This is a genomic window from Mariniflexile fucanivorans (genome assembly GCF_004341235.1).
In the GTDB taxonomy this organism is placed as follows: Bacteria; Bacteroidota; Bacteroidia; order Flavobacteriales; family Flavobacteriaceae; genus Mariniflexile; species Mariniflexile fucanivorans.
The window spans coordinates 752,556-773,036 of the sequence record NZ_SLUP01000002.1 but is presented as its reverse complement, the minus strand read 5'-3'; the positions used below and the strand labels follow the sequence as shown (position 1 = coordinate 773,036).

At 32.5% G+C, this 20,481-nt stretch carries 15 protein-coding genes; 2 read left to right on the top strand and 13 right to left on the bottom strand.

The features are described from left to right. Positions 1 to 165: 165 nt before the first annotated feature. The 6 genes from EV196_RS06685 to EV196_RS06665 all read right to left on the bottom strand — a co-directional run bounded on the left by EV196_RS06685 (position 166) and on the right by EV196_RS06665 (position 8,751). A complete protein-coding gene (locus tag EV196_RS06685; protein ID WP_165876115.1) occupies positions 166 to 1,221 on the bottom strand; it encodes a T9SS type A sorting domain-containing protein in 1,056 nt (351 codons plus the stop codon). Between the two features lie 10 nt (positions 1,222 to 1,231). Next, positions 1,232 to 1,891 carry a hypothetical protein gene (locus EV196_RS06680; RefSeq protein ID WP_132216485.1) on the bottom strand — a complete coding sequence of 220 codons (660 nt, stop codon included), beginning with the start codon at positions 1,889 to 1,891 and terminating at the stop codon, positions 1,232 to 1,234. A 16-nt stretch (positions 1,892 to 1,907) separates the two neighbouring features. Further along, positions 1,908 to 2,756 carry a T9SS type A sorting domain-containing protein gene (locus EV196_RS06675; RefSeq protein ID WP_132216482.1) on the bottom strand — a complete coding sequence of 283 codons (849 nt, stop codon included), beginning with the start codon at positions 2,754 to 2,756 and terminating at the stop codon, positions 1,908 to 1,910. A 12-nt stretch (positions 2,757 to 2,768) separates the two neighbouring features. Next, positions 2,769 to 4,229 (bottom strand): SUMF1/EgtB/PvdO family nonheme iron enzyme, encoded by a 1,461-nt coding sequence (locus EV196_RS06670; protein WP_132216479.1) that lies wholly within the window; start codon positions 4,227 to 4,229, stop codon positions 2,769 to 2,771. Between the two features lie 221 nt (positions 4,230 to 4,450). Further along, positions 4,451 to 4,594, bottom strand: a complete 144-nt coding sequence (locus tag EV196_RS19860) for a hypothetical protein (RefSeq protein ID WP_165876114.1) — start codon at positions 4,592 to 4,594, stop codon at positions 4,451 to 4,453. Positions 4,595 to 4,752: 158 nt separating this feature from the next. Next, positions 4,753 to 8,751 carry a hybrid sensor histidine kinase/response regulator transcription factor gene (locus EV196_RS06665; protein ID WP_132216476.1) on the bottom strand — a complete coding sequence of 1,333 codons (3,999 nt, stop codon included), beginning with the start codon at positions 8,749 to 8,751 and terminating at the stop codon, positions 4,753 to 4,755. 155 nt (positions 8,752 to 8,906) lie between these two features. Here EV196_RS06665 and EV196_RS06660 point away from each other — a divergent pair, with 155 nt between their 5' ends. Continuing rightward, a complete protein-coding gene (locus EV196_RS06660; protein ID WP_132216473.1) occupies positions 8,907 to 11,351 on the top strand; it encodes a helix-turn-helix domain-containing protein in 2,445 nt (814 codons plus the stop codon). Between the two features lie 91 nt (positions 11,352 to 11,442). Continuing rightward, entirely contained in the window at positions 11,443 to 11,943 is a 501-nt protein-coding gene (locus EV196_RS06655) for a hypothetical protein (protein ID WP_132216470.1), read from the top strand. Here EV196_RS06655 and EV196_RS06650 read toward each other — a convergent pair. The 7 genes from EV196_RS06650 to EV196_RS06620 form a co-directional block, all read right to left on the bottom strand. Next, complete coding sequence (locus tag EV196_RS06650; RefSeq protein ID WP_243652190.1) at positions 11,940 to 12,173, bottom strand: DUF6095 family protein; 234 nt, start codon at positions 12,171 to 12,173, stop codon at positions 11,940 to 11,942. The two genes, EV196_RS06655 and EV196_RS06650, sit on opposite strands and share 4 nt — an antisense overlap. Beyond that, the gene (gene murQ / locus EV196_RS06645; RefSeq protein WP_132216467.1) at positions 12,163 to 12,981 is read right to left on the bottom strand and encodes an N-acetylmuramic acid 6-phosphate etherase; all 819 of its coding nucleotides are present in this window, start codon (positions 12,979 to 12,981) and stop codon (positions 12,163 to 12,165) included. Before murQ ends, EV196_RS06650 begins: the two co-directional genes overlap by 11 nt. A 29-nt stretch (positions 12,982 to 13,010) precedes the next feature. Further along, positions 13,011 to 14,471: a TolC family protein gene (locus tag EV196_RS06640; RefSeq protein WP_132216465.1), complete on the bottom strand. Its 1,461-nt coding sequence runs from the start codon at positions 14,469 to 14,471 to the stop codon at positions 13,011 to 13,013. A gap of 41 nt (positions 14,472 to 14,512) precedes the next feature. Then, positions 14,513 to 15,865 carry an ABC transporter permease gene (locus EV196_RS06635; protein WP_132216462.1) on the bottom strand — a complete coding sequence of 451 codons (1,353 nt, stop codon included), beginning with the start codon at positions 15,863 to 15,865 and terminating at the stop codon, positions 14,513 to 14,515. Positions 15,866 to 15,868: 3 nt separating this feature from the next. After that, entirely contained in the window at positions 15,869 to 17,113 is a 1,245-nt protein-coding gene (locus EV196_RS06630; protein WP_132216459.1) for an efflux RND transporter periplasmic adaptor subunit, read from the bottom strand. 143 nt (positions 17,114 to 17,256) lie between these two features. Continuing rightward, positions 17,257 to 18,069, bottom strand: a complete 813-nt coding sequence (locus tag EV196_RS06625) for a DUF4249 domain-containing protein (RefSeq protein ID WP_132216456.1) — start codon at positions 18,067 to 18,069, stop codon at positions 17,257 to 17,259. 3 nt (positions 18,070 to 18,072) lie between these two features. Beyond that, on the bottom strand, positions 18,073 to 20,448 hold the full coding sequence (locus tag EV196_RS06620; protein ID WP_132216453.1) for a TonB-dependent receptor: 2,376 nt from the start codon (positions 20,446 to 20,448) through the stop codon (positions 18,073 to 18,075). Positions 20,449 to 20,481: the final 33 nt, after the last annotated feature.

The following is a 20,481-nucleotide window of genomic DNA, read 5'->3' as shown; positions in this document are numbered from 1 at the left end:
ATGCCTTACCTTACTTAATACCATTACGATAAAACTCCAGCATAAAAAGATATAGCGGATAGCGCGCTTTTTAAACCACTTAAAAACTTGCCATATAACCTTTTTATTGTTACAAAATAAAATCAGAATCTTTATAATAAGCTTTAATTTTCTATTTTGATACTATTATTTTTTAACGACTAATTTTTTTGTAATACTTGTAGTTTCTGATAATATTTTTAAAAGATAGATGCCATTTGACAAATGGGACACATTTAATGTGTTTTTATTTGATAGTGGTTTCATAATCATGTTCTTGCCTGTAACATCATAGAGCTCTACGGAAGTTATTGCCTGATTTTTATTTGTATACATGGTGATGCTATGAGATGCTGGATTTGGGAATATTGAAATAGGGTTAGCATCATATTCGTCGATATTTAAAGTGGAGGCATCGGCAAAAGTCCAGATTGAAAAGGCCTCAATATTGGATACGGAATGATAGAAGGTTTCTGTAGTGCCGCCTTCTTTGGTAAACGTCAGACCATTGTCAGTACTTCTATAGGCTGCAAGATTTGAACGTTGTATTCCATTTAAATCAATGTCTGAAAGATAGAAATGCGCCTCTATATCTAAACCTGAATTAATAGTGGGATTAATTTCATAATATCGTTTAACCGTAGGGTTTCCACTAATGTCAAAAGTGCCATAGCGTCTAAATACTTCGGTACTTCCCATGGAGGTACTTCCTTTATAAGTTACTACACCTATAAGGCCAAAATCATTGTTGATGCCAGCCGTATGGTTTCTTGTGGTTTTAATATAAGTGTCATCTGCCCCCGTGATGGTGTTGGTGTTGGATTCGCCAACAATTTCTGCTGTTGAGCCAATGATGATAGAACTACCAGTGTTCATTATAAAACTAGAGGTATCATTCATGAAAACTTCTCTGTTTACCATTAATTGACCATCAAGTTCAAAAGAAGAGCTGCCATAAAGTTCCAAATAATCAAAGGTGTTTTCATTGTTTAGTTCGATGCGATGGGAGTTTCCATCCAAACCTATCATTTGAAGTGTACCGCCATTTAACGCCGTTTTACTTGAGTTTACAAAATCACCATTTACCACGCTAATGACCGCATTGTCGTTTTGTAGGAATCCTTCCGAAGAAATATAAAGCCCTTGCTGCCCAATTGAAAATTGGCACACCGTAAAGATTAAAAATTGAATTATACTTTTCATGGCTCTTGGTTTAAAAGTCCAATTCATTTACTAGAAAGCCATGGATAAGGACATTGATGGTCGTTTCTGAGGCCAGATTGTTATTGAAAATAGTGATCCGATCCCCTGGTCGCAGAATCATGAGTGGGTTCGATTGATCTCCCGTTAAGGTGACCAATTCGCGGTTAGAACCTACCATGCGAACCTGCGTACTGCTCCTTAGAGAGGTGCCTTGGGCGGCGTATAAGAGGCAGTCAATCCGTTCAAACGTGGTGGTAAGGTTATTATCTTGCGCCTGAATACGGGTAACTAGGAAAAACTTACCGGCGGGGACGCTGTTGAATGAAGCATTATTCTCCCAAGATTGAAGGGTTACCAGGCCGGGGTCACCTATGCCATTGCCAACAGTTACGGGGTTGGAGCGCCCAAAGTAAGGCACCGGGTTACTAGGCGTGCCGCTACTTTTTTGTTCGGTCAGGGATTTCCATTCCGTTCCGTTGTAACCCTCGAAGTCATCAGAGAAGGTGGTGTAACGGATGGTACCGGCGGTGGGAGTATTGGCATCATCCGTAATTTTTAATTTGCCGTTTACGTCAAGTGTCTGTTCTGGGCTGTTGTTGTTTATCCCTACTTGAGCGTTAAGGTTTAAGAAGATTAAGAATGCGATAATTGTGGATAGTAGTGCTTTCATAATATTTTAATTTAAACTATTTTTTAATAATCAATTTCTTAGTTATTGCTCCTGTTTCAGAGAAAATATTCAAAAGATACATGCCGTCTGATAAGTTGCTTACGTCAATAGTATTACCATAAGATAAGTTGATAGGCATTTTTTGTCCAGACACATTATATAATTCTATAGAAGTAATATTAGTTTGGTTATTTGGCTTGATATTAACAATATGGCTTGCTGGATTGGGATAAAGTAAGACATCCATTTCTATCAAATGATCTATTATATCTAGCGTTAATGCAGATGTCAAGGTGTTGGTGGCAAATCCATCACCGGTACCACCATTAAAAAGGGCGAGCATAAGCCCTGATAAGTAATTATTTGAACTTAGCAAACTCGCAAATCCATCTCCATTTCCTCCTTGAAACAAATTATTCATGAATCCTTGAAGGAATAGTGAATTTGCTGTTACATTATCAGATCCATCACCAAAATTGCCTTGGTAAATCATACTTAACGCTTGTCCGTTAAGAAGGGATTGAAATTGATCTTCAGAGAACCCATCACCAGAATTGCCACCATATAAATTATCAATTTTGTTTCCTGAAATAGTTAAAGCTGCAATTTTTTGTGAAAATCCATCGCCAGAACTTCCATCATAGATTTCAAAATTTGAACCTAAAAGTAATACTTGGTTAGTTTTAGAATCAAATCCATCACCAGAGCTTCCTTGGTACAGTACAGCAAAGGATGCTATTTCTCCTGATAGCCTGCTGCCATTTAAAGGGGATACAGCACTTCCGTCATCTTTACCACCAACATACTGTGCGTTGGCATAATTACAAATGAGTAATAAAAAAATTAATCGAATTTTAGGATTCATAGTGTGCAGATTTTAGTTGCTTGAACGTACACCACGAAAGCCCAACCTATTATTAGAACCCTCAAGGACACTAGCGGCATCATACCTATCTGAAACTCTTATATAGTCTGAGCCATTGAAAAAAGAGCCACCGCGGTATCCAATGCCCGTATTGGTTGTTGGCCAAGAACTAACATTCGCAAGACCTGCAGCTGATATTATTCCGTTACCATGGGTGGCTGTAAATGCGCGACCTTCTGGATTACCAACAGTAATTAAACGTTCATATAAATTCCCACTTAATTCCATTATTCCATAATAACTGCCACCAGTTTCTTCTCTAGTTTTATTGTTAGCACTAGCTGCTAAAATACCCACTCTTTTAGGGCCTGAAGGCGTGCCGTTGGTTAAGCCATAAATAGCATTTCCGGTACTAACTTCTGGATTTGACACTAATTCATTTGGTTGCAATTGATTGATATAGGTATAAGCAGTAGCAGCAATATTTGCGCTGCCCCATGCAAATTCATCTGCTTTTGGAGCAATGGGACCTCTACAAGCTTTTTCATATTCAAGTTCTGTAATAGGTCTTAGTCCAGCCCAATCTAAATAGGCGTATAGCGTGTTGTTATTTACATAATTAAGAGGTAAATCTGGCGATGTTGTAGTTGCTGAAGCACTGCCATCTACCCAAGAAACAGTATTTCTATTAAGTTCTGTATCTTGATTTTTGCCATTTGGACCAGTAATATCGTTTGCTGTTTTTTGAGTAGCTGTAAGTGTATTAAAAAAACCAACATATTGGCCTTGAGTCATTTCATATTTCATACAATAATAAGCATTAAAACCTTTTGGGAATGTTGCAGGTATAGGGCCTAATTGGTCACCAGGTCTTGAACCGGCAACAGCAGTACTGTAGTAAAGATTACCAATGCCAGCAGCTACGGTAATAGCATTTTCTGAAGTTATTTTGTAAGATAAATTGGTGAAGCCTGAATAAAATTTACCTGCTTCAGAACCAGTTGTTCCACCAACCGAAAACTCACCTTGCGGTACATATACCATTTCTAAAGCAAATACTTGTACGTCTATAATATCGTTGGTACCAATGGAACCATAGTCCCAGCGTAAACGCATGTTTTGTAGATTCAAATCGCCACTTCCATCAGTATCTCTGTAAACAAATGCACCAACACCATCGGTAGTAATGTCAATGGTGCTGCCCGATGCTGCAACAAAATCGTTTTGGTTTAGTTGCGCATGCGCCCAATTGCCACTATTAACTCGATACTTTATAAATATCCATGCAGCATCCCAATTGGAAGGACCTGCACTTAGTCGCCATGAGTTTTCCCAGCTTAAATCGAATTCAACCTGAACCCAATTTTGAGGCGAATTTAAATTTTCTAAAGAAATATTACTCACAGTAATATTGTTTGCACTTGTTAACAAGCAAGCTAGCATTGCTAATGCTAAAGTAATTTTTGTTTTCATTTTTTTGAATTTTAATTGATTAATTTAATATTGGATTAATTCTAGTCTAAATATCAATTAGTATTTGGGAGTTTTTTGAATTGTAAGCTTCAATAGTTAGCCATACATTTATGAGTATTTAGCTTTTACTAGACCTACTATTATTGTGTTTAAATTAAAAAGAGAAATAACTCCATGTTACTTTCATTATTTCCCTTTTTCCTCACTGATTAATAGCATCTTTATTTCTTTAGTTTGAAAGACTTTATAACTTTATTGTTTAGCATGATGTTGAATACATAATTACCATCTTTTAAATGATCGATATTTAAATAAACGTGTTGTTCATTATTTGGTGCTTTTTTTATATCATTATTTGGTTGCATTCACTTGGAGTTATAATGATTTATTTAAAGCGAAATGATGTTTTATTATAAAACGTTTATTTTGCTTGTTGTAAAACTAAAATGAAAGCTTAAAAAAGCATATCAAATATGTAACAAAGTGTTGCACTTATGTAACATTAAGTTTAAAACATTCATTTTTAGTATTTTAATAAATATTCTGAAGGTGTGCAATGGTAAACATCTTTAAAATTTTTGATAAAATAAGATGGAGTGTTGAAGCCAATTTGATAAGCAATTTCTGAAATGGTAAGATCTGATTGTTTCAATAATGAAATGGCAATTTTTAAGCGTTCATTACGTATGAGTTGCGTAGTAGATAGTCCTGTTAATGCTTTTAATTTTCTGTGTAGTTGCATTCTACTCATTAGCATATTTTTGCTTAAAAGCTCTGAATTAAAATCGGTATTCGTGATGTTTTTATTTAGAACTTCTTTTAATTTTTTTAGAAATTGTTGGTCTACTGAAGTGGTTTTAATATCGCTCAGATTAAAAGAATTGCTATAGCGTTGTTGTAGTTGTTGACGTAATTCAATTAATTTTTCAACACGTATTTTAAGTTTATTATTATTAAATGGTTTTGTAATATAATCATCGGCTCCCGTTTTTAAACCGACAATTTCATTTTGATCGCCACTTTTGGCTGTGAGTAAAATAATAGGTATGTGGCTTGTACGTTCGTCTAATTTTAGGGTATTGCAAAGTTCAATACCACTAATTTTAGGCATCATAATATCGCTAATAATGATGTCTGGTATGTATTTTAAAGCATTTGCAAAGCCTTGTTCGCCATCCACAGCTTCTTTTATCGTATATTCATTTTCAAAAATGGAGCTTATAAATTGCCTAATATCTTCATCATCTTCAACAATAAGTAGCAATGGTTTATTTTTATTATTTTTTGTTTTTGAAATTGGTTCTATGGTATTTGGACTATTTTGGATAACAGAACTCTCTGTTGTTTGAAGTTCCATAATTTCAGATGCATTATAAAACGAACGTTCAATGGGTAGTGTTACGGTAAATTGAATTTCATCATCATTCATGGTATGCGCTATGATGTTTCCATGAGATAATATCACTAATTCTTTAACGAGTGATAAACCAATCCCTACACCATCAGCAGTTTTGTTATTTTGATAATACCGAGTGAATAATTTATTTAGTTCTTCTTCTGGTATTATATTTCCATTATTAATTACCGAAATAATAATTTGACCATTTTGTACAGTAGCTTCAAAATGAATCTTTCCATGATTTGGTGTATATTTTACCGCATTGGATAATAAATTGATTATAATTTTTTCAATAACATCTTTATCAAACCAGGCATCATTAATTGGCTTCATTTGATGTGTAAATACAATATTTTTTTCTTTAGTTTTAAATTGAAAAGCAGCAATAAGTTGCTTAAGTAATACGGTTAAATTTCCTTTAGAAACTGATAAATTTAAATTTCCTGTTTCAAGTTTTGATAAATCCAGTAATTGATCAACAAGATTTAAAAGGCGTTGCGAATTGCGTTGAACAAGTGTTAACTCTTTTTTATCTTTATTTGAAAGTTTAGGGTTAGTTAGCTGGTTTTCAATAGGCCCTGAAATTAATGTGAGGGGCGTTCGAAATTCGTGAGATAGATTTGTGTATAGTCGCGTTTTGAATTCATTAAGTTTCTTTAAGCGTTTGGTTTCTTCATGCTCCAATTTCAATTGCATTTTCATGTGCCAACGCCATTTTAAATAAAAATATATGGCATAAGAGAGAAGTGCAAACAAAAATATATAAATACAAATGGCAAGTGTACTTAAGTACCAAGGTTGTTTAATCGTAAAAGTATAGGTCGCAGGTGTTTCATTCCAAACACGATCGTAGCTACATGAAATCACTTTAAAAGTATAGGTATTGGGTGCTAAATTTGTATAATGTGCTATGTTGTTATTTCCAGACTCAATCCAATCAGCATCATGGTTTATGAGTTGATACTTAAATAAATTACGTGCTGGTTGAGAAAAGTGAAGACTTGAAAAAGTAAATGTTACGGTGTTTTCATCATCTTGTAATTTCGAATTTTTAATTAATGGACGTACTTTCGAGAAGACTTCAAATTTAGAGATAATGGTTTTTGGTTTTATGGTATTGTAAGTAAGGTTTTCTGGATGAAACCAATTAATGCCTTCTAAACCTCCAAAAAACAAATTACCTTTCTTATCTTTAAAATAAGCGCCTGTATTAAATTCACTACTCTGAAGACCATCAAAAACACTAAAATTCTCAAAATTTTTAGCATGTTCCGAAGCATTAAAACAACTCAATCCGTTATTGGTACTTAACCAAAGTTTTCCTTTATTATCAGGTAAAATGCCATAAACCACATCGTTTGGAAGTCCGTCTTTTTGTGTATAGGTTTTAGTGGTGTTTTTAGTAATATCGTATTCTTTCAATCCAGCGCCATTTGTACCAATCCACAAGAAATTATTATACGTGTAAAGTGATTTAATTTTCTGGTTTATACCTTTAAGTTTGGTGATTTTATTAGTGGCTTTATTCAATTTAAAAACACCGTTATTATCTGTTCCTATCCAAATAATACCATTATCTGATTTTACTAAGGTTTTTATATTATTAGAAGTTAGAGCAGAATTATCCCTGTTGTATTCTTTTATAATGCCTTTGTTTTTGTCGAATAATATAATACCATGGAGTTCTGTGCATAACCATTTTTGGGTTGGAGACTCATTTATAATCTGCCAGATTGTAAAGTTTTCTAACTCTGGATAGGATTTGAAATTCCCTGAAGCATCCATAGTATTGAGTCCATGTGCTTGATGGCCAATCCATAATTCGTTGTTGCTAGAGTTAAGACTAATAATTCTATTGCTAGAGATTTTGGAATTATCGGTTGTAAAGGTTTTATACGTTTCAGTTCTTACATCAAAATAAGTTAATCCTTTGCCAGAGGTACCAATCCAAAGGTTTTCATTAGCATCTGTAGTTATGCTTCTTACCATATCTACATTAACACTTTTAGGAACTTGGTTATTGGTTAAAATATTGAATTTTATTAAATGTTCATCATAATAACTAGCACCGGTACCATCAGAACCAAACCATATTACCCCAGTTACATCTTCATATAGCGATAACATATCATTATAATGAATGGCAAATGGGTTGTTTTTATTGGCTTTAAAATTGGTTACTTTATTGGTTTTATTGTCTATTAAATACACGCCATTTCCGTAGGTGGCAATCCAAAGTCTACCCTTTTTATCTACCAATAAATCTTCAATGTTTAAATTTTCAGGGAGATTTGTATTATAATATTTTTTGAATTCTTTACTATTTGGAAGTGAAAAAAACAAGCCTTTGCCATAGGTTCCTAGCCAGACTATACCGTTCGTCGTTTTCTCTAGAACGCTAAAATTAGTGTTGGACGGTTCGTTTGTTTTTAATTTTTCATATGAATTATTGCTATATATTTTAAAGACGTTATTAGTAGCAGCAACCATTAAGTTATTTTCAATTTCAATATAATCGTATACAGTTACAAATCTATCTTCAGGTTTAAAAACTTGTATAGTATCTTTAGTTCGGGCATCAATTTTTAATAAACCATTATCATATAAGCCTATATACGTATTTAATTTTTTGTCTTGAAAAATGGAACTAGCGGCATGGGGCAAATTTATATGCTTAAAGTTGTCAGTTTTTTTTTGATAGAGTTCAAGTTTCCCCGAGTGTGTAATAATCCAAAGACGGTTTTGTTTATCGATATATACTTTTCCAAGTTTGCTAAAAGTACTTCGAGTAATATCTTCAAACTGTTTATCATAATGAATAAAATGTCTGCCATCGTATTTGTTCAATCCATCTTGTGTGGCTAGCCATAAATAGCCAATGCTGTCTTGAGCAATACTAATAACACTGTTTTGAGACAAACCATCATTGATAGTTAATGTTTTAAAAGAAAATTGTTTAGGTATGCTACCAGTACTATTAGAATTATTAATAGAAGCATTTTGAGCGGAAGTAATAACTGTAAAAAAAATCACAAAATAGGTAAGAAATAAAAAATCTAAATTGTTATTTTTATTAAATACCATAAATACATTTCTTTTACCTTTGTGTTGGAATTGTTTCATAAACAAGGTGTTACTAAGGTAGTAATTTTTTTTGTTTTCAAAAGGGAATTAAAAGTACGCTCATTTTTCATGGTAGGGTTTATATTTTTTATGAAAAATCTACCATATAAATCATTCAAATTAGTATCTTCAAATTCTATTTTTAAATGTAATTAATGGCAACTAACAAGGAGCTTGAACTAGCTTGGGAATTTGTAAATAACACCAATCGCTCCATTTTTTTAACAGGAAAAGCGGGGACGGGTAAAACCACGTTTTTGCATCGATTGAAAATGGATAGCTTAAAACGCTTGGTAGTTGTAGCACCCACGGGAGTGGCGGCTATAAATGCCAAAGGCGTTACCATTCATTCGTTTTTTCAAATGCCATTTGGTCCTATTTTGCCTGATACCGATTTGAATAATTCAAGTGGTTTCAACCGAAAATTCAGTAAAACCAAAATCAATATTATTAAATCGATGGATTTATTAGTGATTGATGAAATAAGTATGGTACGTGCCGATTTGCTGGATGGTATTGATAGAACCTTGCGCCGTTTTAGAAATAGAAATAAGGTTTTTGGTGGAGTGCAAGTACTTATGATTGGCGATTTGCAACAACTGTCGCCGGTTATTAAAGATAACGAATGGGATTTGTTAAAACATGTTTACAGTAATGGGTTCTTTTTTAGTAGTCTTGCTTTTCAACAGTGTGAAGCGATAACCATTGAATTAAAACACATTTATAGGCAGGAAAACCCTAAGTTTATTGAAATTCTTAATGAAATTAGAAATAATGCCCTTAGTGAAGCAGCTGCTGAAGAATTGAATAAACGTTATATTGCAGACTTCACACCCGAACCCGATGCCGGTTATATTTCATTAACAACACATAACAATAAAGCTGAAGCCACCAATAAAGCGGAATTGGATAAACTTAAAACAAAAGAGTTTACATATAATGCCAAAATAGAAGGTAAATTTCCTGAGTTTTCTTACCCCAATAATGAATCGTTAAAACTCAAAGTTGGTGCTCAAGTTATGTTTGTTAAAAACGATAGCGGCCCTGAAAAACGTTATTTTAATGGTAAAATTGGAAAGGTTATTCATTTAGAGAAAGATGAAGTTGTGGTGCATTGTCCTGATGATGATTTCAATATAAACACAACACCAGAAATTTGGGAAAACATTAATTATACGGTTAATGAAGAAACAAAAGCCATCACAGAAGATAAAATTGGGTCTTTTACACAAATGCCTTTACGTTTGGCTTGGTCTATCACCATTCATAAAAGTCAGGGCTTAACCTTTGAACGTGCTATTATTGATGCACAAGGGGCATTTGCTCATGGTCAAACCTATGTGGCGCTAAGTAGGTGCAAATCTTTAGAAGGTTTGGTGCTTAAAAGTAAAATTCATTCCAATCAAATTATCAGTGATAATAATGTGTTGGTGTTCAATAAAAATGCCGAAGAAAATGAACCTGATGCCTCTATTTTAGTATCATCTCAAAAAATGTATCAATTAGATTTAATTTTTGAAGTGTTTGATTTTTATGAATTTATGTATCCCATAAACCGACTTTTAGATATTTTTTATAAAAACAGAACTAGTTTAGAAGGTAATATTGAAGCTCCATTACTGACTATTAAAACGGCTGTTACCAACTTTTTGAAAGTGAGTAACGGTTTCAACACCCAATTAAAAGAACTTGTAGAAAAGGAAGGTTTACCAGAATTAAGTGGTGTTATTAAAGAGCGTTTTAAAAAAGCTATTCTATATTTTAAAACAGAAACAGAAAAAAATATAGTAACACCGCTAAAAGCATTTGGTTTCACCACCGATAATAAGGCCGTAGGAAGCGATTTAACTAAAAACCTAGATGCCGTTGAAGCCTTATTAGATACGAAGCTTTTATATTTTAATGGTTTAACTGAGGGGTTTTCAACAAAAGGTCTTTTAGAATTACGCGTGAAATCCGTATTTAATGCCAAAGAAAAACCTAAAAAACCAAGAAAAACAGTTATTGACGGCACTACAAATGTGGAATTATTTGAATTACTAAGAATTCTAAGAAATGAGATTGCCCAAGAAAAAGAACTAATTCATTATCAAGTATTCACACAGAAAGCTTTATACGAAATGTGCGAAACCTTGCCAACTAATAAAAAAGAGTTATTAAAAGTGAATGGCATGGGAAAAACACGGGTTGATAAATATGGCGATGCTATTTTAGAGGTTATTAAAACATATTGTGATGAAAATGATATTGAGACATCGGATGATGTTGAAATTTTTGAAGAATCTAAGCCCGAAAAAAAGAAAGGTGATACTAAGAAAACATCTTTGGAATTGTTTAAATCTGGAAAAACCATTTCTGAGATTGCAGATGAACGTGAACTTAATGAAAACACCATATTCGGGCATTTAGCGAGTTTTATTCCTTCAGGAGAAGTTCAAGTTTTAGATTTAATGTCTAAAGAATATTACGATGAATTGATTGAAATAATTCCGAAGAAAACATTTGAAAATTTATCAGATTTAAAAAATCAATTAGATGATAAGTACAGTTATGGTGAGTTGCGTTTGGTAGTCGAAAAATTAGGAAGTAGTATTTTTTAATAAGCTTTGTATCTGCTCAATTTTTGTAAGGTTATAAATGAATATGGACTAACGGTATTAGTTGAAATTATTTAATTACTTTAGTAAACCTATGGATGTCATTTTACAATCAACACTAAACACATTAGAAAAGTCTAAAATTTTATTGAATCATATAAATGATACTACATTAAGCAATGCATCCGTAGCTCCTTATTATTCAAGTATAGGAACTCATATGAGACATATTTTAGATTTTTATGATTGTATTTTCAATAAAGGTGTGAATAATGAGATTGATTTAGCAACAAGAAATAGAAACCAATCAGTAGAAACTGAATGTTGTAGCGCCAAAAACTATTTAGATTCCATTATAGAAAACTTGAATTCATTTGATTTAGCTATGACAGATTCCGTTTTGGTTACAGACGATTTAGGTTTGGGAAAAGTAAAAATGACTTACAGTTATGGTGCTTTGTTTTCACAGGCAAATAGCCATACCATTCACCACTATGCCATTATAAATTATATTTTGGAAGGTTTAAATATGTCAATTAAGCATTCAGATTTTGGATACAATCCTACAACTCCAAAACAGCCTACTTTAAATTAGTTTTTTTTAAACATACTATCCATAATAGTACGTATCCCTTTAAAAATTAAAAAAACGGCTGCAGCACATATTAAGCAAGCAACAATTAACAAGGGAATGTAAAGTGAGTTTTCTTTATCTCCAAGAGCTAAAGTCATTAAAATAGGACCAATGAATAAGCTTAATAAAGCAAAAACCAAGGTTTTAATACCTTTAAAAAGTGTTGTTTTATCTGTTCTTTTAGTTTCCATTATTATAATTTTTAATTGCGGAACGTACGTTTTTATGTGTTTGTAAAAGATTTTTTGCTTCTTCTTCAGAAATGTTAAGTTCAGTCATGATCATTTTAGTGCCTCTATCAACTAGTTTATTGTTACTTAATTGCATGTCCACCATTTTGTTGCCTTTTATATGCCCCAACTGAATCATGGTGGTGGTTGTTATCATATTAAGCACCAATTTTTGTGCAGTACCCGCTTTCATTCTAGAGCTTCCTGTAACAAATTCTGGACCTACAATAACTTCAATAGGATATTTTGCGGCTTGTGATAACGGACTGTTTTTATTACACGTAATACAACCTGTAATAATGTTATTTTCATTGCATGCTTCTAAAGCAGAAATCACATAAGGTGTAGTGCCAGAGGCTGCAATACCAATCACTACATCTTGACTTGAAATTTGATACGATTTTAAGTCGTCCCATCCTTGTGTGGTAGAATCTTCAGCAAACTCCACCGCTTTTCTAATAGCAGTATCACCACCAGCAATAATACCAATAACTAAATTGTGGGAAACTCCAAAAGTAGGAGGGCATTCCGAAGCATCTAAAATACCTAAACGCCCGCTGGTGCCAGCTCCCATATAAAATAGGCGTCCGCCACCTTTTAATTTTTGCACAATAACGCTCACTAAAGGTTCTATTTGTGGTAAAGCTTTCTCAACAGCTATAGGTACATTTTTATCTTCATTATTAATATTACTTAATAATTCTGAAATATTCATCTGTTCCAGATGATTGTAGTTGGAATCTTGTTCGGTGGTTTTTATAAAACTCATACCCCAAAAGTATGAATTATTAGGCGATTTTAGTCAAAAAGAATGTCGTCAACTTCTAATTTTTTATTATTGATAAAATCATAGAGCGTTAACTGTCTTAAAGTGTAATAATCTTCCCAAAATTTCTGAAGTGAGTTTAAATATTGCAATACAGCTCTGTCTTTTTCTTGTAAAGCAATATTTAAATCGGTAATAGTTATTTTGTCTAAAACATATCTTTTTTGCGAAATGTCATAACGTTTTATAGCTATTTCCTTAGCTTTTTCTGCTGTTTCCAAAAAGTCTCTTTGGCTGGACCAATTTAGAACGTGCAAATAAATTTCTTGTTCAAAGGCTTGTTTATCTTGGTCTATATTATTGTTGGTTAAATCTAAATCAGCTTCAGCCATTTTACGTTTCGATTTAGAAACACCCCAATCAAAAATGGGTACACTAACAGAAACCGTCACATTTTGTTGCTTATTATAATTGTTAAAAAGGTTATCAAATTCATCACCATTTTGTGAAATTCCGAAATTTGCAGAAACACCTAATTTTAATCTATTGTTTCCTTTTTGATACGCCAATTCTTTTTCAGCCTCTAAGCGTTTTCTTCTAAATTCTATAACCGCTTTTCTATTTGATTGCGCTTCTGCTAGAGCTTTATCGATGTTTACTTCAAAAAGGGGTAAGTTGTCTGGAACATCTAATTCAATATTTTCTGTATCTAGTTCTAAATATCTGGCTAAATTTTGAGAGGTTCTTTTTAACTCTATGGTATTGGTTGTTACTGTGTTTTTAGAGTTTAACAAAGTCAATTCAACTTGCAGCAATTCATTTTCAGCAATTTTCCCAATTTTGAATCGTCCTTGTGAAATTCGGTATAATGTATCCTGATTTGATAAATTCACTTCGGCTATTTCCAACTGCATTTGGGCTTTAAGTAATTGAAAATATCTTTGACAAGTAGTCACAGAGATATCTTCCATTTTTTCTATGAAATCTCTTTGTGATTCCTCATAAATTAAAGGTTCAATTTTTTTATCCCATTTAAAAGGATTGTAAAATAAAGAGTTTTGATAATATCTTACGGAAAATGGTACGACTGAATATCCAATGTTATCATCCAGTCCAAACAATTCAATGCGTTCTAAATTTGAATTTAAAGAGAGCGTTCCTCCAGTATATGGAATGTTTTGTGCTAATGATAATCCACCCTCTAAAAGCAATTGATCTTGATTTACAAAAATATCTTGTCCTTCATCGTTTGTTATTCTACGTACGGCTTTATTATATTCGGGTAAGGTGGCGTTAAGCCTTAATTGAGGTAAAAAATTTGCTTTGTAATTTCTAAAACGCCAATAGCTCGATTGATTTCTATTTAAGGTTGTTTTATAATCGGGAGATTGTTTTTGTGCTATAGTAATGGCTTCGTCTAAGGTTATTTTTTTGGATTGTGAAAATGCTAAACAAGGTAAAATTACGATTAATATGAATACTATTTTTTTCATCTGTTTAGCTTTGTGTTAATAGTTTTCTGCGGTTATTTTATTTATTCAGATCGAAGTGCTTGAATGGGTTTTTTATTAGCTGCAGCTTTCGCCGGAAATATGCCAAAAACGAGCCCAACAATAACTGCAATAAAAAATGAGATTAATATGGAGTTGAGTGATAACACGGTTTCAATACCAGAAACCATTTCAATAACATATGCTCCAATGATGCCTACAATAATTCCAATTATACCACCGCCAACACTAATTAATACAGATTCTGATAAAAATTGTAAAATCACATCTTCCTCAGTCGCTCCAATAGCTCGAATGATGCCAATTTCTTTGGTTCTTTCCAGTACCGATGCCAACATGATATTCATAATACCAATACCACCAATAAGTAATGAAATACCAGCGATAATACTTAATACAATATTGAATATTTGCTTTGTTTTTTGTTGCTGTTGAAGCAGTTGAATGGGGATGGCAATTTCAAAGTCCAAAACATCGTTATGTCTTCGCTTTAGTAATTTACTTAAAACCTCTGCCGTTGCTTTTAACTCGTTTGAGTTGTTAACTTGAATGGTAAGTTTATCTATTTGATGATAATTTCCTCTAGCAATTCGCTTTTTAGGACCATTTTGATTGTTTTCATTAACATCTAAATTATCCGTTATAATTTTTCTATCTCTATAGCGAACCAAAAATGTTTTTATCGGGATGTAAATATCTTGGTTTAAATCCCTGATACCTAAATCTTCTTGGGCTTTATCCGAAATTAGTTTTTCTTCAATCACACCAACTACTTCCAACCAAACATCTCTTACTTTAATTTGTTTTCCCAAAGCACTTTCACCAGTAAATAACTTTTTTTCTACTTTTTTTCCAATAACGCACACAGGCATGGCATTGTTCATTTGGTAATTTGTAAAAATTTTACCTTTTTCAATATCAATGTTTGAAACTTTAAAGAATGTAGCCGAAATACCAACAAGTTTTACCGAATTTTGTTTTCCGTCATTAATCACGTACGTATCAAGAATTATTTCTGGGCTTACAACTTTTATACTCGGTATGGTTTTAGTAACACTTAAAGCATCCAACATATCTAAACCTTTAGAGAATTTTTTAGATTCAGTATTGGAAGTTTCCTCTTCACTTTCTCCTTCACTTTCATCTTCAAGATCGGGTAAAGGGGTTACAACAATATTATTAACACCAACCAGTTCAAGTTGTGATAGAATTTCTTTTTCGGCACCATTTCCAATTGCAAGCATGGTAATTACCGATGCCACTCCAAAAATAATACCCAAAGCGGTTAGAAAGGTTCTTACTTTATTGGTTTTAATAAACCAATATGCCTCATTGAAATTGGATTTAAGTTTTTCTAAAAGTATTTTGTCTATCATGTGTTACTTTAATAGCGTTATACTTTTTTCATCCATATCGGCAGGGGCATTTAAGTAAACAACATCATTTTCATTCAAACCTTTTTTTATAATAACCACTTCATTATTGGCTAAACCCAATTCTACTTGCTTTTTTTCAATAGAATAACCAGATTTTACATAGGCATAACTTATAGAGTCTTTTGAAAAAATTGCTTCCAGCGGCGCCATTAATACGTTGTCTTCTTGATGCGTTAAAATCCTGTTGGAAGTGGTCATTCCTGGTCTTATATTTTTATTGGTCTCATTAAGCTTAATTAAAACTTGAAAAAGTTTAATGTCCGATCCTCTTTTGTTTTCACCTACATTAGCCACATCTGTAACCACACCATCTATTTCAATATCAGGAAAAGCGTCAAAACCAATTTTTACCTTTAAATCTTTTTTTAATTTTCTAATATCGACTTCATTACTATAAGTTTTAGATTCCATTTTTGTTAAATCTGGCAGACTCGCCATAGCAGGTTCCCAAGGCGATATGGTAGTACCTACCTTTTTTTTGGTGCCGTTCCAGTCTTTTACATAAGTAACCATACCGTCATCTTCAGAAAATACGGTGAACTCCTTTTGCAAAGCGGTTAATTCTTCAATTTGCTTTTTAATTTTTGTAACTTCGGTACCAACCTCAATCATTTTAGCATTGGCTTGTCTTTTTTTAATAGAATAGTCTTCCTTTTTTTCTTTTGAATCCCGTTCAAATTTTTCGATTTTAATTTCTAATTGTCTGATGGTTGCTGGGGGTTCGTAAATAGAACGTTTTAATTCCAATTGGTTTTCTTCAATATTAAATTGAAGATCTTTAATGGCGGTGCGTTCTTGTTTTAAAGTAAGTGTTGTATCAAGCTGTTGTTGGGTATATCTCGATTCCGCTTTTTCTAAATTTAAATGGGCTTCGTTAATTTTAGCATTCACTTCAGAAGCATCAAGTTTACCAATATAATCGCCTTTTTTAACCACAGTGCCTTCTGCAACTAAATCTTGTATTTTTATTTGATAAATATTGAATCGTCTCGCATTAATGGGACCATTAATTTCTTTTGAGCTTGTAGATTGGGCTTCACCAGAAATGATAACTTCGTTTAAGAACGTGCCTTTTACAACTTTTGATGTTAATAAAACATCTTCATCTGCAGAAGAATTGAAAAATGAATAAATAAGAATTAAAACAACGATTCCGCTAATAATAAAGATTAATCTTTTTTTATTCATAAAGAACGATTTTTTTGATTGATGAAAGTAAGCTTAGCTAAAATAGCTTTTGTAGGATTTTTTAGAGTTAAAATTATCTTAAAGTTTTAATTTAATTTTAAACAATAATTTGCTTGGGTGCAGCTTACAATTAAAAGCAATAGCTATTCTACTTCATAATTGAAAATAGAAACTTCAGAAGCTCTAAAATAGCCCAATGGATAGTTGTCGGGATTGGTTTCATTTACGCAATTGCCCCTTAAAGTTGCGGGTTGGGTTTCAAAAGGGTCGCCAGTTTCGTCTTTACTTTGTTGCAATAAAATATTTATGTACTCGTAAAAGCGTTGTGAGATACCATGATTTTGAATAATTAATTTAGTGCCTGTTTCAATGTCTTCATTGCTATAAAAGGCGAAAATTTGGTTGCCATCAGTAAATTTATCATCATAGACATCAAGAGTTATTGTATTTGAATCGGAATTAAAAAATTCGAAAAAATAATAATTTTTAATGTTTTCAGGGTCGGTGTAAAAGGCTTTAATTTCTGTTTCTTCACCCGAAAATCCGGCATCATTTTTTTGTTCTACTTTATCGATGTCAACAATTGGTATTAGTGTTTCTGAAGCGGTATACACTTCATTCATGTATATGATTTTCAGGTTGTATGTACTATTTATTGTTGGTATAAAAGATTGATTTCTGTAAATGCCCGTATCGTTTTCTTCTATGAAATTAAAAGTGTTATTATTGGAATCGGTTACAGTTACGGTAGCGCCAGTAGCAACAGGAATATGTACATCATAATAAGGAGCTGTTAGGGTTAGCTTAATAAATTGATTGTTTCCAGTTGTATTCTTGTACCAAATTAACGAGGCGTCTATTACTAGTCTTGGCTCTGCGGTTTTTAATTCTAAATCGATAACATCTTCGCAAGACACTAGGATTAGACAGCATATTATGTATATAATTTTTTTCATCTTTTAAAACTTAAAATTGTATGATACGGATGGTACAATACCAAAAATAGATAGTCTATAAGCTTCGTTTAGTTTTGTTTCTTCATTTTGTCCAAAAGTTATAGAAGCAGCATTATTCCTGTTGTATAAATTATATATACCAAAAACCCAAAATGATTGTAATCCTGTGGTTTTTTCTGGTTTAGGGCTGTAAGTTATAGAAGCATCCAATCTGTGGTATGATGTTAATCTATCTGAATTTCTATTATTATAATTTGGAACCGTTACACCATTATAAGTGTACTGCCCGTTTGGAAATGTGCTTGGTTGTCCTGTTTGAAATAAAAAATTAGCATTGATTTTTATTTTTTTACTTAAATCGTAACTGCTTGTAAGTGAAATATCGTGCGTTTTATCGTAAGGAGTATTGTACCAATTACCATTGTTAATACCCAATTCGGTTGGGGTTCTACCTTTGGTTTGTTGTTCAGATTTTGATAGGGTATAGGCCAACCAACCTTTAAACCTGCCTTCATTTTTCTTTAATAAAAACTCCAAACCATAGGCTTTTGCTTCACCATTTAAAATAATTTGTTCAATAGCATTGTTGGCAATTAAATCGGCACCATCAATGTAATCAATTCGGTTTTTTATGGTTTTGTAAAAGCTTTCTAATTCTAAGGAATACCTGTTGTTTTTAAAATTTTTAAAGTATCCCAATGCAAATTGGTCGAGTAATTGTGGTTTTATGTATTTACCGCTAGGTGTCCAAATATCTAGCGGTGTTGGTGAATTGGTGTTTGATATTAAATGCAAATATTGACTCATTCTATTATAACTCGCTTTAATTGAGTTGTTTGAGTTTATTTGATAGGATAATGATAAACGCGGTTCTATGTTGAAAAAATCGGCAATTACGTCACTTCGTTTAAAAGTTTCAACACCAATAGGTTCTGCTTTTTCATATATTTTAAAATTGTCATTAAAAACAACAGCATGATTATTTTCGTAAACATTTAGTTCATCTTGACCTAACCGAAGAAAAGAACTAAATCTTAAACCATAAGAAATGGCTAGTTTATCCGATAACTTTTGTTCAGCATCTATATAAATAGCATTTTCGAAAGCAAATTTTTGGGTTAGTTTGAACGGATTTATTCCAGAGGTTTCAGTGGTTGGTTTAATATCTCCAGGATTAAACTTATAGTAAATACTGTTTAAGCCATATTGCAATTTAAATTTATTTGAAATATAGTGCTTAAAATCGTATTTTAAGTTGAAGTTTTTAATACCAGAAACCCAATCAAATTCAACAAAGCCCAATTTTAAACCGTAATAATAATCGGAATAAATAAGTGATACATTTGAAAATAGTTTATCTGAAAGTAAGTGATTCCATCTGAAGTTTAAAACGGTATTCCCATAAGTATTATCAATGGTTTCATTAAGTCTGAACACATCACGACCAAAATATCCCGAGAGATATATGTTGTTTCTGTCATTTAGTTTGTAGCTTAATTTGGTGTTTAAATCGTAGAAATAGGCTATATTATCAATATCAAAAAGAGGCAAGAACAAATGCGCATAACTAGATCTGCCACCCAGAAGGAAGGAACCTTCATCTTTTTTTAAAGGACCTTCTAATAACAATCTACTCGATACCAATCCAATGCCACCATTGGCGTGGAATTCCTTGCTATTTCCATCTTTTTGATAAATATCTAAAACTGATGAAACCCTACCGCCATATCTTGCTGGAATACCGCCTTTGTATAGTTTTATATCTTTTATGGCATCTGGATTAAAAACAGAAAAGAAGCCGAATAAATGTGATGAGTTGTAAATAGTTGCTTCATCTAAAAGAATTAGATTTTGATCAGCAGCTCCGCCTCTAACATTAAAACCAGAAGCGCCTTCGCCAGCACTGGTAACCCCAGGAAGTAATGTAATGGCTTTAATAATATCAGCTTCACCAAATACCACAGGAATTTCTTTAATGGTGCTTGATGTTAGTTTTGCCACACTCATTTGTGGTGTTTTAATATTTAGCTTTTCTACATTTTCTGTGATAACTACTTCGTCTAAAGTTTCAAATGAATCTGATAAGCTAAAGTTTTTGGTAGTGCTATTTGAAAGTACCAAAGTTTCATTTTTTGTAGCAAAACCAATGTAACTAATTATAACCTTATAAGTGCCTTTTGGTATGGTAATAGAATAGAATCCATACTCATTAGTGGTTGTTCCCGTATTTAATTCAGGGAAAATAATACTAACTCCAATAAGCGTTTCATTGTTTTTTTCTTCGGAAACGACACCCTTTAAAGTGATTTTTTCTTGAGCGGTTGTAGATATAACATTAAAACAGCATAAAAAAAGAGAGCACAAAATTATGTTCTTCATCAAAAGCTTTTTTTTATAAAAATATGAAAAAAG

Bases quoted from the DNA above. Each gene is read 5' to 3' on its own strand.
- EV196_RS06655 (WP_132216470.1), top strand. From the start codon at position 11,443: ATGGATGTCATTTTACAATCAACACTAAACACATTAGAAAAGTCTAAA.
- EV196_RS06660 (WP_132216473.1), top strand. From the start codon at position 8,907: ATGGCAACTAACAAGGAGCTTGAACTAGCTTGGGAATTTGTAAATAAC.
- murQ (WP_132216467.1), bottom strand. From the start codon at position 12,981: ATGAGTTTTATAAAAACCACCGAACAAGATTCCAACTACAATCATCTG.
- EV196_RS06625 (WP_132216456.1), bottom strand. From the start codon at position 18,069: ATGAAAAAAATTATATACATAATATGCTGTCTAATCCTAGTGTCTTGC.
- EV196_RS06635 (WP_132216462.1), bottom strand. From the start codon at position 15,865: ATGATAGACAAAATACTTTTAGAAAAACTTAAATCCAATTTCAATGAG.
- EV196_RS06675 (WP_132216482.1), bottom strand. From the start codon at position 2,756: ATGAATCCTAAAATTCGATTAATTTTTTTATTACTCATTTGTAATTAT.
- EV196_RS06685 (WP_165876115.1), bottom strand. From the start codon at position 1,221: ATGAAAAGTATAATTCAATTTTTAATCTTTACGGTGTGCCAATTTTCA.
- EV196_RS06680 (WP_132216485.1), bottom strand. From the start codon at position 1,891: ATGAAAGCACTACTATCCACAATTATCGCATTCTTAATCTTCTTAAAC.
- EV196_RS06630 (WP_132216459.1), bottom strand. From the start codon at position 17,113: ATGAATAAAAAAAGATTAATCTTTATTATTAGCGGAATCGTTGTTTTA.
- EV196_RS06650 (WP_243652190.1), bottom strand. From the start codon at position 12,173: ATGGAAACTAAAAGAACAGATAAAACAACACTTTTTAAAGGTATTAAA.
- EV196_RS19860 (WP_165876114.1), bottom strand. From the start codon at position 4,594: ATGCAACCAAATAATGATATAAAAAAAGCACCAAATAATGAACAACAC.
- EV196_RS06670 (WP_132216479.1), bottom strand. From the start codon at position 4,229: ATGAAAACAAAAATTACTTTAGCATTAGCAATGCTAGCTTGCTTGTTA.
- EV196_RS06665 (WP_132216476.1), bottom strand. From the start codon at position 8,751: ATGAAACAATTCCAACACAAAGGTAAAAGAAATGTATTTATGGTATTT.
- EV196_RS06640 (WP_132216465.1), bottom strand. From the start codon at position 14,471: ATGAAAAAAATAGTATTCATATTAATCGTAATTTTACCTTGTTTAGCA.
- EV196_RS06620 (WP_132216453.1), bottom strand. From the start codon at position 20,448: ATGAAGAACATAATTTTGTGCTCTCTTTTTTTATGCTGTTTTAATGTT.